The organism is Amycolatopsis deserti, from assembly GCF_014653945.1.
GTDB lineage: Bacteria > Actinomycetota > Actinomycetes > Mycobacteriales > Pseudonocardiaceae > Amycolatopsis_E > Amycolatopsis_E deserti.
Genome location: NZ_BNAU01000001.1, coordinates 502,644 through 516,043, shown reverse-complemented (window position 1 = coordinate 516,043; position 13,400 = coordinate 502,644). Strand labels below are relative to the sequence as shown.

At 73.2% G+C, this 13,400-nt stretch carries 15 protein-coding genes; 5 read left to right on the top strand and 10 right to left on the bottom strand.

The window, feature by feature from the left end; genetic code table 11:
- Nucleotides 1-507: 507 nt before the first annotated feature.
- Both IE290_RS02540 and IE290_RS02535 read left to right on the top strand, forming a co-directional pair.
- Nucleotides 508-795, top strand: a complete 288-nt coding sequence (locus IE290_RS02540) for a hypothetical protein (protein WP_191242848.1) — start codon at nucleotides 508-510, stop codon at nucleotides 793-795.
- A gap of 26 nt (nucleotides 796-821) precedes the next feature.
- Nucleotides 822-1,220 (top strand): MmcQ/YjbR family DNA-binding protein, encoded by a 399-nt coding sequence (locus IE290_RS02535; protein WP_229874067.1) that lies wholly within the window; start codon nucleotides 822-824, stop codon nucleotides 1,218-1,220.
- 46 nt (nucleotides 1,221-1,266) lie between these two features.
- On the opposite strand, the gene IE290_RS02530 is transcribed toward IE290_RS02535, so the two are convergent.
- The 3 genes from IE290_RS02530 to IE290_RS02520 form a co-directional block, all read right to left on the bottom strand.
- Nucleotides 1,267-2,307, bottom strand: a complete 1,041-nt coding sequence (locus IE290_RS02530; RefSeq protein ID WP_229874065.1) for a hypothetical protein — start codon at nucleotides 2,305-2,307, stop codon at nucleotides 1,267-1,269.
- Between the two features lie 235 nt (nucleotides 2,308-2,542).
- Nucleotides 2,543-4,003, bottom strand: a complete 1,461-nt coding sequence (pntB, locus tag IE290_RS02525; protein ID WP_191242846.1) for a Re/Si-specific NAD(P)(+) transhydrogenase subunit beta — start codon at nucleotides 4,001-4,003, stop codon at nucleotides 2,543-2,545.
- Between the two features lie 22 nt (nucleotides 4,004-4,025).
- Nucleotides 4,026-5,555, bottom strand: a complete 1,530-nt coding sequence (locus tag IE290_RS02520) for a Re/Si-specific NAD(P)(+) transhydrogenase subunit alpha (RefSeq protein ID WP_191242845.1) — start codon at nucleotides 5,553-5,555, stop codon at nucleotides 4,026-4,028.
- Between the two features lie 182 nt (nucleotides 5,556-5,737).
- Here IE290_RS02520 and IE290_RS02515 point away from each other — a divergent pair, with 182 nt between their 5' ends.
- Nucleotides 5,738-6,520: an alpha/beta hydrolase gene (locus tag IE290_RS02515; protein ID WP_373300370.1), complete on the top strand. Its 783-nt coding sequence runs from the start codon at nucleotides 5,738-5,740 to the stop codon at nucleotides 6,518-6,520.
- Nucleotides 6,521-6,530: 10 nt separating this feature from the next.
- On the opposite strand, the gene IE290_RS02510 is transcribed toward IE290_RS02515, so the two are convergent.
- The 3 genes from IE290_RS02510 to IE290_RS02500 are packed head-to-tail and all read right to left on the bottom strand — an operon-like array spanning nucleotide 6,531 to nucleotide 8,473.
- The gene (locus IE290_RS02510; RefSeq protein WP_191242843.1) at nucleotides 6,531-7,457 is read right to left on the bottom strand and encodes an LLM class flavin-dependent oxidoreductase; all 927 of its coding nucleotides are present in this window, start codon (nucleotides 7,455-7,457) and stop codon (nucleotides 6,531-6,533) included.
- Nucleotides 7,454-8,110 (bottom strand): maleylpyruvate isomerase N-terminal domain-containing protein, encoded by a 657-nt coding sequence (locus IE290_RS02505; RefSeq protein ID WP_191242842.1) that lies wholly within the window; start codon nucleotides 8,108-8,110, stop codon nucleotides 7,454-7,456. The genes IE290_RS02510 and IE290_RS02505 overlap by 4 nt, the downstream gene beginning before the upstream one ends.
- A 42-nt stretch (nucleotides 8,111-8,152) precedes the next feature.
- Nucleotides 8,153-8,473 carry a DUF6223 family protein gene (locus IE290_RS02500; RefSeq protein ID WP_191242841.1) on the bottom strand — a complete coding sequence of 107 codons (321 nt, stop codon included), beginning with the start codon at nucleotides 8,471-8,473 and terminating at the stop codon, nucleotides 8,153-8,155.
- A 194-nt stretch (nucleotides 8,474-8,667) separates the two neighbouring features.
- On the opposite strand from IE290_RS02500, the gene IE290_RS02495 reads away from it, so the two are divergent.
- Both IE290_RS02495 and IE290_RS02490 read left to right on the top strand, forming a co-directional pair.
- Nucleotides 8,668-9,771: a sensor histidine kinase gene (locus tag IE290_RS02495; protein WP_191242840.1), complete on the top strand. Its 1,104-nt coding sequence runs from the start codon at nucleotides 8,668-8,670 to the stop codon at nucleotides 9,769-9,771.
- Nucleotides 9,768-10,445 (top strand): response regulator, encoded by a 678-nt coding sequence (locus IE290_RS02490; RefSeq protein WP_191242839.1) that lies wholly within the window; start codon nucleotides 9,768-9,770, stop codon nucleotides 10,443-10,445. Before IE290_RS02495 ends, IE290_RS02490 begins: the two co-directional genes overlap by 4 nt.
- Here IE290_RS02490 and IE290_RS02485 read toward each other — a convergent pair.
- The 4 genes from IE290_RS02485 to IE290_RS02470 are packed head-to-tail and all read right to left on the bottom strand — an operon-like array spanning nucleotide 10,405 to nucleotide 13,322.
- A complete protein-coding gene (locus tag IE290_RS02485) occupies nucleotides 10,405-11,055 on the bottom strand; it encodes an alpha/beta fold hydrolase (RefSeq protein ID WP_191242838.1) in 651 nt (216 codons plus the stop codon). The genes IE290_RS02490 and IE290_RS02485 overlap by 41 nt on opposite strands.
- A gap of 3 nt (nucleotides 11,056-11,058) precedes the next feature.
- Complete coding sequence (locus IE290_RS02480; RefSeq protein ID WP_191242837.1) at nucleotides 11,059-11,376, bottom strand: biotin/lipoyl-containing protein; 318 nt, start codon at nucleotides 11,374-11,376, stop codon at nucleotides 11,059-11,061.
- On the bottom strand, nucleotides 11,369-12,358 hold the full coding sequence (locus IE290_RS02475) for an alpha-ketoacid dehydrogenase subunit beta (RefSeq protein ID WP_191242836.1): 990 nt from the start codon (nucleotides 12,356-12,358) through the stop codon (nucleotides 11,369-11,371). Before IE290_RS02475 ends, IE290_RS02480 begins: the two co-directional genes overlap by 8 nt.
- Nucleotides 12,351-13,322, bottom strand: coding sequence for a thiamine pyrophosphate-dependent enzyme (locus IE290_RS02470; protein ID WP_229874062.1), 972 nt, complete (start codon nucleotides 13,320-13,322; stop codon nucleotides 12,351-12,353). The genes IE290_RS02475 and IE290_RS02470 overlap by 8 nt, the downstream gene beginning before the upstream one ends.
- Nucleotides 13,323-13,400 lie beyond the last annotated feature (78 nt).

Here is a 13,400-nt window from a genome sequence, read left to right as displayed (position 1 = left end):
GGCCAACGCCCGCGGGCAGCGGCCTACCTGGCGAGCGGCGGTTCCAGTCCGCGCACCTCCGCCTGCCGGCCACCCTCGTCAGGCGGAGGCCGCGCGGGCCAAGGCCCGCACCACCGCCCTCGTCGGCTCCGTCGGCTTGCGGAACACTCTCTCGACCAGGGCGGTGGCCTCGCCGTCCAGACCGATGTGCTGCTCGTCCGCCCGAGCGCCGAACGCTCCTCCTCTTCCGGGAACGCCGGCGTCAGGCACACGGCCACGTAGGAGGGGCTGTCCGCTCGGAGGTCCTTGCGCCGCCACGCCTCCAGCGGCCACCGCGGCACCCCGGCGGTCTGCGGCGCCCGGTCACGCTTGAATCTGCCGAACACGCTGTCCTCCCCCAGTCGCGAAACCCATCGTCCGCACCGCGCGGCACCGCAACGTCACCGACACGCGCGCATCAACCCGCCCGGCGGGCGCTTGACCGGGCCCATCCCGGGTACCCGTCGTCGTCAACTGGAAGGAGGACCGATGTCGACGAGCGAGACCGGGCAGGTCACCGGCACCCAGGACAAGGACTACAACATCATCTGGTTCGTCGAGGCCTGCCTCAGCAACGCGCTGCGGCTCGAGCAGTACATCGCCGACGCCGAGCGGGACGGCGACACCGAACTGGCCGAGTTCTTCCGCCGCGCCCAGGGCGAGAGCCGCAAGGGCGCCGAGCAGGGCAAGGCCCTGCTGCGCCAGCGCCTCACCGGCGGCGGCACGTCCTCGGGCGGCGAGACCGGACTCGGGTCCACCGACGAGGCGGTCGGCTGACCGGCCGGCGGGCCCGCGTCCAGGACGTGCACGACCTGGCGATGGGCATGCCGCACGTGCAGCGCCTCGAAGGCACCCGCGGCAGGCCCGTCTACCAGGTCGGCGGCCGGTCGTTCGTGTTCTTCCGCAACCCGCGCCCGGACGCGGCCGACCCGGAAACCGGTGAGCGCTACCCCGACGTGATCGTCTTCTGGGTCGCCTCCGAGGCCGACAAGGAAGCTCTCGTCGCCGACGAGCACTCGCCGTTCTTCACCACGCCCCACTTCCGCGGCCACCCGTCGGTGCTGCTGCGGGAGGCACACCTGGACCGGCTCGGCTACGACGAGCTGGCCGAGATCGTGCAGGACGCGTGGCTGGCCCGCGCCTCCCCGCGCCGGGCCAGGGCCTGGCTCGAGGCGCACGGGCTGCCGTCCACTCCGGACTGAAAAACGGCCGCGCACCCGAGGGCACGCGGCCGTTTCGCACCAGGCCTCAGCGCTTGAGGAACTTCAGGCTGTTGGTCAGCGAGTCCGACCACGGCGAGGCCAGGTCCAGCCTGCGCAGCTCGTCGGCGTGCTGGACGGCGGCCAGCTCCGCCATCAGCCGGGCACGCATCCGGTCGTCGTGCGCGGCGTTGGCCGCCCGCAGCGCGCGGTCCAGCCGCGTCTTGCGGAACGGCGTGAACCAGGACGCGCGAGCCAGGTGCGCGGCACGGCGGGCTGCGCGGTCCCGGGTGCGGGCGAGGGCGTCCCGTTCGTCGTCGCCCAGGCCGAGGCGGGACAGGAAGCGCTCTTTCAGCTCACGGCTGACCCGCGACCACGTGGTGACGCGGTTGCGGGTGTGCCGCAGCTCGATGCCCAGCGCCAGGTGCAGCATGACCACGCCGAGCACCGGGCCGAGCGTGACCCGCGCCAGACCGGACACCGGGCCGGCGAGGTCGAAGGCCATGTAGCCGGACGCGGCGCACAGCGCCCACAGGATCAGCCGGGCCGGACCGGGCTTGCCCTTGGGGCTGCGGATCTCCGCGCGCATCGCGAACCCGCACGCGATCAGCGCGACCTCGACCACGGCGAACATCGCGGCGCGCTCGTAGACGTTGGTGATCCCGAGCTTCTCGCCGAAGAACCGCCACGAGGTGTCCACCGAGACCAGCAGCGACATGAACGCCACCAGGTAGAACCCGCGCGACCCCTCCGGCGACTTCCGCTTCGCCGGCTTCTCGGCCTCGGCGGTGTCCGTGGTCTCCCCGGTCGGCGTGTCGGTCTCGTCACCGGCCGATTCGGCCTCAGCGGCCTCGGCGGCGTCGGCGTCGCGGCGGCCGTCCAGCTCGGCCAGCATCTTCACCGACAACCGCGGCAGATCCCCGGTGTCGCCGAGCCCGCGCTCCTTCCGCCACTTGTCGACCTGCTCCGCGACGGCGGCCCGCTCGCGCTTGGGGTTGGTGACCACTCCGTAGGTCACCAGGAAGGCCAGCACGTCGGAGGTCGACGGCTCGCCCAGGGTCTCGCACGCGTACCGGATCTTCTCGTCCATGGTGTCCAACATGACCAAGCGGGCGGCGTGGGCCGCGCTGCTTATCACGTCGGTTGAAGCAGCGTGCTGGTCGCTCTCGGTTTCCATGTCGTTGTCCTTGTGGAGTTCTCGACGGTGGGGAGCGCGAACATAGCAGGTGGGTAGATCAACCGGGTGATCGGCCTTGATCTGTTACCTGGAGTTTCCCCGGCGGGCCGCGCCTGGCACGGCCCGTCGGGGAAGCGCTTTCACCGACTCAGCCGCCGGCGCGTGCTCCGGCGCCGGCCGTGCTCGGCGCGGGCAGGGCGCGCAGCAGGTCCTCCACCCGTTCCTTCGCGTCGCCGAAGAGCATGGCCGAGTTCTCCCGGAAGAACAGCGGGTTCTGCACGCCCGCGTAGCCCGAGGACATCGACCGCTTGAACACGACGACGTTGCGGGCCTCCCACACCCGCAGCACCGGCATGCCGGCGATCGGCGAGCCCGGGTCCTCGGCCGCGGCCGGGTTGACGGTGTCGTTGGCGCCGATGACGAGGACGACGTCGGTGTCGGCGAAGTCGTCGTTGATCTCGTCCATCTCCAGCACGATGTCGTAGGGCACCTTGGCCTCGGCGAGCAGCACGTTCATGTGCCCGGGCAGGCGCCCGGCCACCGGGTGGATGCCGAAGCGCACCTCGACCCCGCGCTCGCGCAGGCGCCGGGTCAGCTCGGCCACGCCGTGCTGGGCCTGGGCGACGGCCATGCCGTAGCCGGGGGTGATGATCACGCTGCTCGCGTCGGCCAGCAGCTCGGCCGCGCCGTCGGCGGTGATCTCCCGGTGCTCGCCGTAGTCGGTGTCCTCCGCCGGACCCGCCTCGATCCCGAACCCGCCCGCGATCACCGAGATGAACGACCGGTTCATCGCCTTGCACATGATGTAGGACAGGTAGGCACCGGAGGAGCCGACGAGCGCGCCGGTGACGATCAGCAGGTTGTTCTCCAGCAGGAACCCGCTCGCCGCCGCGGCCCAGCCGGAGTAGCTGTTGAGCATCGACACCACGACGGGCATGTCCCCGCCGCCGATGGAGGCGACCAGGTGCCAGCCCAGCGCCAGCGCCACCACGGTGACCACGATCAGCAGCCACAGCTGCGGGTCGATGACGAACCACACCGTGAGCGCGACGAACGCCGCCAGCGCGCCGAGGTTGAGGAAGTTCTTGCCGGGCAGCATCAGCGGCTTGGAGTTGATCCGCGCCGACAGCTTCAGGAACGCGACGATCGACCCGGTGAACGTCACCGCGCCGATGAACACGCCGATGAACACCTCGGCCGAGTGGATGCCACCCAGCCCGAGCGCCGCCAACGTCTGGGCCTCGGCCCCGCCGGGGTGGGCTTCGACCTCCAGGTAGCCGTTCCAGCCGACCAGCACGGCGGCCAGGCCGACGAAGGAGTGCAGCAGCGCGATCAGCTCGGGCATGCCGGTCATCTGCACCACCCGCGCCCGCTGCAGGCCGACGGCGGCGCCGAGCACCATCGCCACCACCAGCAGCACCACGCCGAGGGTGGAGATATCGCGGTGCACCGCCAGTGCGATGGTCGCGGCCAGCGCGACGACCATGCCGGCGATGCCGAACCCGTTGCCGGTCTTGGCGGTCTCGTGCTTGGACAGCCCCGCCAGCGCCAGGATGAACAACAACGCGGCGACCAGGTAGGCCGCCTGCGCGATCGTGTCGAGAGTCATGACTGTGGTCTCCTGATCCGGCTCAGCTGCGGGAGAACATCGAGAGCATGCGCCGGGTGACGGCGAACCCACCGAAGATGTTGATCGAGGCGAGCAGGATCGCCGCGAACGCCAGCCAGGTGACCACCCCGCCGCCGTGCCCGACCTGCAGCAGCGCGCCGACCACGATGATCCCGGAGATCGCGTTGGTCACCGACATCAGCGGCGTGTGCAGCGCGTGGTGCACGTGCCCGATCACGTAGAACCCGATCACCACCGCCATCGCGAACACCGTCAGGTGCCCCTGCAACGCCGGCGGCGACGCCGCGACCAGCAGGAACAGCAGTGCGCCCGCCACCGCGGTCAGCCCGATCCGGGCCGCCGGGGACAGCTTCTCCTTCTCCGGTTCCGGCTCCTTGGCCGCGGCCTTCGGGGCTGCCTGCGCCGGGGCCGCGGACACCTGCGCCGGAGGCGGCGGCCACAACAGCTCACCGTCGCGCACCACGGTCATCGACCGGATGACGATGTCCTCGAGGTCGAACACCGGCGTGCCGTCCTTGCCCGGCGTCACCAGCTTCATCAGGTTGACCAGGTTCGTGCCGTACAGCTGCGAGGACTGCGCCGGCAACCGCCCTGGCAGGTCGGTGTAGCCCAGGATCGTCACCCCGTTGTCCGTGGTGACGGCCTTCCCGGCGACCGTGCCCTCGACGTTGCCGCCGTTGGCGGCGGCCATGTCCACGATCACGCTGCCCGACCGCATCGACGCCACCATGTCCGCGGTGATGATCCGCGGCGCGGGCCGGCCCGGGATCAGCGCGGTGGTGATGATGATGTCCACGTCCCGGCACTGCTCCTCGTAGAGCTGCCGCTCGCGGGCCTTGTAGTCGTCGCTCATCTCCTTGGCGTAACCGGTCGAGGAGACCTCGACGTCAGGCGCCTCGATCGACAGGTACTCCCCGCCCAGGGACTTGACCTGGTCGGCCACCTCCGGCCGCGGGTCGGTCGCACGGACCACCGCGCCGAGGCTGCCCGCCGCGCCGATCGCGGCCAGTCCGGCCACCCCGGCGCCGACGACGAGGACCTTCGCCGGGGGCACCTTGCCCGCGGCGGTCACCTGACCGGTGAAGAACCGGCCGAACGTGTGCGCCGCCTCCACCACCGCGCGGTACCCGGCGATGTTCGCCATCGACGACAGCACGTCCAGCGACTGCGCCCGCGAAATCCGCGGCACCGCGTCCATCGCCATCGCGGTGATCGGCCGCTTCGCCAGATCCTCGACCAGGTCCTTGTTCAAGGCCGGGGACAGCAGGCTGATCAGCGTCGCGCCGGGCTTCATCGCGTCCAGCTGCTCCTTGGCCGGCGCGTTCACCCCCAGGACGATTTCCGCCTGCACGGCGTTCCCGATCGACGCACCCGCCTCGGCGTACGCTTCGTCGGAGAAGCTCGCCAGTTCCCCGGCGCCCGGCTCCACCACGACCTCGTACCCCAGCTTGAGCAGCTGGGCCACCGTCGCGGGTGTCGCGGCCACCCTCGTCTCGCCGGAAGTGGCCTCTTTCAGCACTCCGACCAGCATCGAATCACCTCGTCCACGCTCGGACGACGAACGCCGGGTGTCGTACGTCGACGTACTCCTGCCGCGCTCCCCCGTGGCCGACCCCGGTCGGGGAGCGCGATCACATTCGCCTTTTTAACACGATGGCCCGATTCTGCCGATGACCGGCGCCACATGCGGAAGATGGGGTGGTGTGCAGGCGCGTGTTGATCGGGGCCGCGGTGGTCGTCATCATCGTGGCGGTGGTGTTCGGCAGCGCCTTCGCCTTCCAGCGCAGGCTCATCTACCTGCCCTCCGGCGGGCCGGTGCCGTCCGCGGCGCAGGTGCTGCCCGGCGGCCGGGACGTCCCGCTGCGCACCGCGGACGGGCTGACGCTCACCGCCTGGTACTTCCCGGTCGAGACCCCGCGCGCGGCGGTGCTGGTGGCGCCGGGCAACGCCGGGAACCGGGCGCTGCGCGCGCCGCTGGCGCGGGCCCTGCACGCGGCCGGGATCGCGACCCTGCTGCTGGACTACCGCGGGTACGGCGGCAACCCGGGCTCGCCCACCGAGGCCGCGCTGGCGCTGGACGTGCGGGCCGCCCGCGAGTTCCTGGCCGCGCAGGCGCGGGTGCCGCTGGTCTACTTCGGCGAGAGCCTGGGGGCCGCGGTGGTGGCCGGGCTCGCCGTGGACTTCCCGCCGGCGGCGCTGGTGCTGCGGTCGCCGTTCACCGACCTGGCCGCGGTCGCCCGCCGGCACTACCCGTTCCTGCCGGTGCGGCTGCTGTTGCTGGACACCTTCCCGGTCGCCGAGCAGGTCGCGCGGGTGTCCGCGCCGGTCACGGTGGTCTACGGCGGCGCCGACACGATCGTGCCGCCGGAGCAGAGCCGGGCCGTGGCCGCGGCGGCGCGCGGGCGGGCGGTGGAGGTGCCCGGCGCCGACCACAACGACCCGGTGCTGCTGGACGGCCCCGCGGTGATCGGCGCGATCACCGCGGCGGCCGGCTGAACGGCGCGGTTCACAGCGCCGACGCCAACGCCTCCAGCGCGGCGAGCCGATCCCGCCCCACCGGGATCATCACCACCGAATCCGCACCCAGCCCACCGGTCCGCGACCGCACGGACTCCGCGGGACCGGCCAGCGTCAGGGCGTCCACCCACTCCCCCGGCAACGCCGCCGCGAACGACTGGTCGTCCGGATGCCGCGCGCGCAACTCACGCAGCTCGGCCGCGAACGGCAGCGGCTCGACGTGCGCCGACAGCGACTGGCCCCCGATCCCGGCCAGCAGCGGCCGCACCCGGGCCCGCGCCGCGTCGGCGTCCGGGTCCACCACCGCGTGTTCGAAGGCCACCACCCGCGCGTGCGGGGGCAGGATCCGCCGGGCCGCGGCGATGTACTTCGCGGGCGCCGGTTCGGCCAGGATCACGCCGTCCAGCTCGGCCCCGGCCACCGCGAGCGACTTCGGGCCGCGCACCCCGGCGAGCACCGGCGGGACCGCCTCCGGCGGCGACTCCAGCCCGGCCTCGGCCAGCCGCACGTACCGGCCCTCGACGCGGACCCGCTCCCCGCGCAGCAGCCCGGTCAGCGCCCGCGCGTACTCGGCGAACAACGTCAGCGCGCTCTCCGGCCACGCGCCCACCTGCCGCATCCAGCCGGGCACCCCGTGCCCGATGCCCGCCACGAGTCGCCCCGGGTGCACGTTCGCCAGCGTCGCCAGCTCCATCGCGGTGAACGCGACGTTACGCGCCCCCGCGGGCAGGATCCCGATCCCGACCCGGATCCGCGAGGTCACCGCGAGCACCGTGGCCGCCTGCGCGATACCGCCGTGGAACCCGAGGTCCTCCACGACCCACACCTCGCCGAACCCGAGCTCCTCGGCCCGCCGCGCGAACGGCACGATCTCCGCCGCCGCCAGATCGCGCGGCAGCATCACCCCGGCCCTCATCCGAGCACCAGCGGGACTCGCCCGGCCAGCTCGCCCAGCGCCGCCTGTTCGGCCTCGGTGGGCGCGCGCCGCCCGGTGCCGACCAGCAGCGCGTCGGCGTCGGAGAAAGACGCCGGGAACGCGGCCCCGGCGATCTTCTCCAGCATTGCCCGCGACGCGGCGAGCCCGTCGGCGGGTGGCCCGGGCACCGAGGGCAGGTGCGCGACCAGGTCGAGGTGGTGCAGCGTCCACTCCATCACGTAGGTGGACAGGTAGTCGGCCACGGTGAGGACCTGCTCGCGCGTCCGCACCCGGGCCGCCGGGTCGGCCAGCTCCGCCGCGCGCCCCGCGGCGGAGCCGACGTCGTCCAGGTGGAACTTGAGCAGCCACGGCTCCTGGTAGGCGGCGGCCAGCCGGACGGTCAGCGCGTCGAGCGGGTCCTCGCCCGTCGGCGGCGTGCCGCTGACTTCCCAGTAGGTCAGCGCGTCCCGGGTCGGTTCCTCGGCCGCCGGGGTCACCAGCGTGATCAGCACGTCCTGGGCGTCGATGATCAGGTGGCACACCAGGTCCCGCACCAGCCAGCCGGCGCACCCGGACGGCCGGGCGAGGTCGTCGTCGGCGAGTCCGGCGACCGCGGCCCGCAGCGCCGCCCACGAGCGTGAGAAGAGATCCACGCCTGGCAAGCTAACAGCGGCGCGCGGCCGCGGCGACCGCTTTCACGCGCGGGACCGGGCCAGCCCCAGCCCGCCGAGGACCGCGGCGACCAGCCCGATCGCCAGCGCCAGGAACCCGCCGACGATCCCGTAGCCGGTGCCGGGCCCGCCTTCGGCCAGCGCCACCACCAGCCCGCCGCCTGCCATGCCCGCCACGCCCGTGGCCAGCGCGGCGGTGGACCCGCGCCGCCGGTGCCGGGCCACCGCCAGCGCCCCGACGACCACCCCGGCCACGGCCACCAGGGCGGCCAGCGCACCGACGAGCCGTCCCGAGGTCAGCGTGCCGACGTCGGCGGCCTGGGCGAGTGTGGATCCGACGATCATCGTGAACTCCTTCTGCCGTAACGGTTTCTGCGGCCAATCCTGCGCGGGCCGCCGCCGTGTGTCGTCCGGCGCACGCAGGCAATCCGCGCTGCCACCGCTGCCGCAGGACCGGCGGATCTACCGCGTCCGTGGTAGTCGCGAGATCCTCCGCGCGCGGGACTCGCCCACGCCGCGCTGCGGCTAGGGTTTGCCGCATGAGCCGTGCCGGGGACTGGGCGATCGGCGCCGGGATGGCGGCGATCCTGCTGGTGACCGCGTTGTCCCGGCAGCACGCCGCCACGGATCTCGCGCCGCTGGGCTACGCGCTGCTGGTCGCCGGGGGCCTGGCACTGGCCGCGCACCGCCGGGCGCCGGTGGTCGTGCTGGCGGCGGCCGGGCTGAGCGCACTGGGCTACCAGGCGATCGGGCTCGACGTGCCCGCGCTGGCGTACCTGTTCGCGGTGTTCGCCGCGTTCCGCGCCGGGCGCCGTCTCGTCGCGGTGGCGGCCACGGTGGTCATGCTCGCGACGCTGCCGTTCGCGCTGCTCGTCGCGCACGAGCTGACCGTGGGCGCGGCCTTCACCCAGGCCCGGGACGTGCTCCAGCTCGCCTGGCTGGTCGCCGCGGGCGCGGCGGGCGAGGCGGTGCGCCAGGCCGAGCGCCGGGCGGACGAGGCCGAGCGCACCCGGGAGGAGACCGCGCGGCGCCGCGCCGACGAGGAGCGGCTGCACATCGCGCGGGAGCTGCACGACTCGCTCACCCACCAGATCTCCGTGATCAAGGTGCAGGCCGAGGTCGCCGTGCACCTGGCCGGCAAGCGGGGCGAGGAGGTGCCGGAGCCGCTGCTGGCGATCCGGGACGCCGGGCGGGAAGCGGCCCGCGAACTGCGCGCGACGCTGGAGGCGCTGCGCGACGACGACACGAGTCCCCCGCGCGGACTGAGCGACGTGCCGGAACTGGTGCGCCGCGCGCGATCCACGGGTTTGGAGACGACGCTGACGATCGAGGGAGAACACGACGACGTGCCCGCCGCCGTGCAACGCACCGCCTACCGCATCGTGCAGGAGTCGCTGACCAACGTGGCCCGCCACGCGCGCGCCGCCTCCGCGTCGGTCCACATCGGCTACCGGTCCGGCGCCGTGGTGATCCGCGTCGACGACGACGGCACCGCCACCCCGGACGCCGCGCCGGTGCCCGGGGTCGGGCTGCTCGGCATGCGCGAACGCGTCACCGCGCTCGGCGGCAGCCTCGTCGCCGCGCCCCGCGGCGAGGGCGGGTTCACCGTCCGGGCCGAGCTCCCCGTGGACCGGGCGTCGTGATCCGCGTTCTGCTGGTCGACGACCAGCCGCTGATCCGCAGCGGGTTCCGCGCGCTGCTGGACAACGAGGACGACATCGAGGTGGTCGCCGAGGCCGCCGACGGCGCGGCCGGGGTCGCCCTCGCCCGGGAACACGTGCCGGACATCGCGCTCGTCGACATCCAGATGCCGGTGGTGGACGGCATCGAGGCGACCCGGCGCATCGCCGCGGAGGAGGCGCTGGCGGGGGTGCACGTGGTGATCCTGACCAACTACGGCCTGGACGAGTACGTGTTCGACGCGCTGCGCGCCGGGGCGGCCGGGTTCCTGGTCAAGGACATCGAGCCGGAGGACTTCCTGCACGCCGTCCGGGTCGCCGCCCGCGGCGACGCGCTGCTCGCCCCGTCGATCACGCGCAAACTCATCGACCGGTACGTCAGCCGGCCACCGCGCCCCGGCCCGGTCTTGGACGAACTGACCAACCGCGAACGCGAGGCGGTGGCACTGGTCGCGCAGGGACTGTCCACTGAGGAGATCGCCGAGCACATGGTGATCAGCCCGCTCACCGCGAAGACGCACGTCAACCGTGCCATGACCAAACTGCACGCCCGCGACCGCGCCCAGCTGGTGGTGTTCGCCTACGAGTCCGGGCTGGTCAGCCCGCAGGAGCGAGGAACTCGACCGCCGCGTCCTTGAACCGGCGGCTGGACACGGCGTTGACGTGGGTGCGCCCTCCGAGCGACACGAACGGCGCACCCAGCGACGCCGCGAACTCCGGCGCGTCCGCGGCGATCTCGTCCTGCTCCCCGGCGGCGAACAGCACCGGCACCGGCGGTGCGCCGTCGAGGCGGTGACCGGCCATCCCGTCGATGCACGCGTCCAGGCCCTCTGCCGCCAGGGACTCCGCCACGCGCCGCATCGACTCGCGGTCGGCGGCGCGCCCGCCGATCCCGCCGAGCACCATGCGCCCGACGCGGCCCGGCGCGAGCCGCGCCAGCTCCCACCCGGCCAGCCCGCCCATCGAGTACGTGACGACATCCACAGTGGACAGCCCCGCCTCGTCGAGCACGGCCAGCAGGTCCCGCGCCAGCGTCCGCGGCGAGAACCCGGACGCGGGCCGGTCGCTGCGTCCGTGCCCGCGCAGATCCACGGTCACGTGCCCGTGGCCGGCCAGGGCGCGGATCCAGCCGGTCTGCTCCCAGGTGCGCTGGCTGTCCGAGGCGAAGCCGTGGATCAGCAGCACCGGACGCGGCCCGGGCGCGGTGTCGTACCAGATCTTGACGCCGTCGGCGGCGGTGGCGAACACGGCTCAGTCCTCCGGCAGGGTCAGGCGGACCCGCCGCCGCGGCTTCTTCTCCTCCGGCACCGTGCCGACGATGCCCGCGTCCTCGACGGTGAAGGTGACCAGCGGCTCCCCCACCGCCAGCTCCTCGTCCTCGCCGACGTGCAGGCGCGTGACCCGGCCGGACTGGGGCGAGGGGATCTCCACGGCGGATTTGGTGGTCTCCAGCTCGACCAGCGGCGCGTTGCGCTCGACCCAGTCGCCCTCGGCGACCAGCCACTCCAGCACGCGGGCGCTGATCAGGCCCTCACCGAGGTCGGGCAGGGGGAAGGTCACTTCAGCCACGGCGGTACTCCAGGGTGGTCTGCACGGCGGTCAGGATGCGGTCGATGCTGGGCAGGTACTCGTCCTCCAGCGCGCCGGACGGGTAGGGCACGTCGAAGCCGGTGACCCGCTGCACCGGCGCGCGCAGGTCGGCGAAGCAGCGTTCGGTGATCAGCGCGGACACCTCGGCGCCGAGCCCGGCGGTCAGCGGCGCCTCGTGCACCACGACCGCGCGGCGGGTCCGGGCCACCGACTCGGCGAGCCCGGCGGCGTCGATCGGTTTGAGCCAGCGCAGGTCGAGGACCTCCAGCTCGACCCCGTCTTCGGCGGCCAGCTCGGCGGCCTGCAGACAGCGGGCGACCATCGCACCCCAGGCGACCAGCGTGCCGTGCTTGCCCGGCCGCACGATCCGGCTGGTGCCGACGGGCGGTGTCTCGACGGCCTCGGTGGGGTCGAACGTCTCGCGGTGCCAGTAGCGGGACTTGGGCTCCAGGAAGATCACCGGGTCGGGATCGGCGATCGCCTGCCGCAGCAGGTGGTAGCCCTCGGCCGGGGTGGACGGCGACACCACCTTCAGGCCGGGCACGTGCGCGAACAGCGCCTCCAGGCTCTCGCCGTGGTGCTCGGGCGCCTTGATCCCGCCGAAACTGGGCAGCCGCAACGTGACCGGCATGTTCAGCACACCCCGGCTGCGGTAGTGCATGCGCGCGACCTGGTTGACGATCTGGTCGATCGCCGGATAGCTGAACCCGTCGAACTGGATCTCCGGCACCGGCCGCCACCCGGCCATCGCGAGCCCGACCGCCATGCCCATGATCGCGGACTCGGCCAGCGGGGTGTCGAAGACGCGGTGCTCGCCGAACTTGTCGCGCAGGCCGTCGGTCACCCGGAACACCCCGCCGAGCGTGCCGACGTCCTCACCGAAGATCAGCACCCGGTCGTCGTCCTCGCACGCGTGCCGCAGGGCCAGGTTGAGGGCCTGCTGCAACGACAACTCAGGCATCGAGGGACTCCTTCCACGCCCGCTGCTGCTCCAGCAGGGCCGTCGTGGGCTCGCGGTAGACGAACGAGAACAGGTCCTCGGCCGGGGGCGCGGCGAGGGCGAGGAGGTCGGCGCGGACCTGGCTCACCGCGGTGGCGGCGTGCTCCTCCGCGGCGGCGACCTGCTCGGCGGTGAGCTGCCGCGCCGCCCGCAGGAGCGGGTCGCGCTCGGCCCAGGCGCGCTCGTCGTCGAGGCTGCGGTAGCGGCCGGGATCGTCCGAAGTGGAGTGCGGGCCGAGCCGGTAGGTCATGGCCTCGATGACCGTCGGGCCGCCGCCGTCGCGGGCGCGGTCGAGCGCGGCGCGGGTCGCCTCGAACACGGCGGCCACGTCATTGCCGTCGACGCGCACGCCCTCGATCCCGTATCCGGCTGCGCGGGCGGCGACCGAGCCGCCGGCGACCTGTTCGGAGGTGGGCACCGAGATCGCCCAGCCGTTGTTCTGGCAGAAGAAGACCACCGGCAGCCGGTACACGCCGGCGAAGTTCATCGCCTCGTGCACGTCGCCCTGGGAGCTGGCGCCGTCGCCGAAGTAGGTGATGGCCGCGCCGCCGGTGTCGTCCAGCTTCGCGCCCATCGCCCACCCGACCGCGTGGGTGACCGGACCGCCGACGACGGCGTTGAACGGCGCCAGCCGGGAGGCCCGCGGGTCGTAGAGGCCGCCGTGCCAGAGGTTGAGGTGGGTGGCGAGGTAGCCGGCGAGATCGACGCCCATCGCCACCGCGACGCCGAGTTCCCGGTAGCACGGGAAGGCGAAGTCACGGCTCAGGTCGAGCGCGGCGGCGCTGCCGACCTGCGCGGCCTCCTGGCCCTTGGCGGGGGCGTAGGCGGGGAGAACGCCCTGACGCTGCAACGCGATGGCTTCTTCGTCGAGCCGGCGTGCCACGAGCATCAGCCGGTGGAGCGCGGGGAGATCAGCTTCCTGCATGGCGGGAAGGGTGCGGTGCGGCGTCTGGGCTGCGCAAGTGTCACCGCATCGGCTGATCACTGTGCACGATCTGCGTGG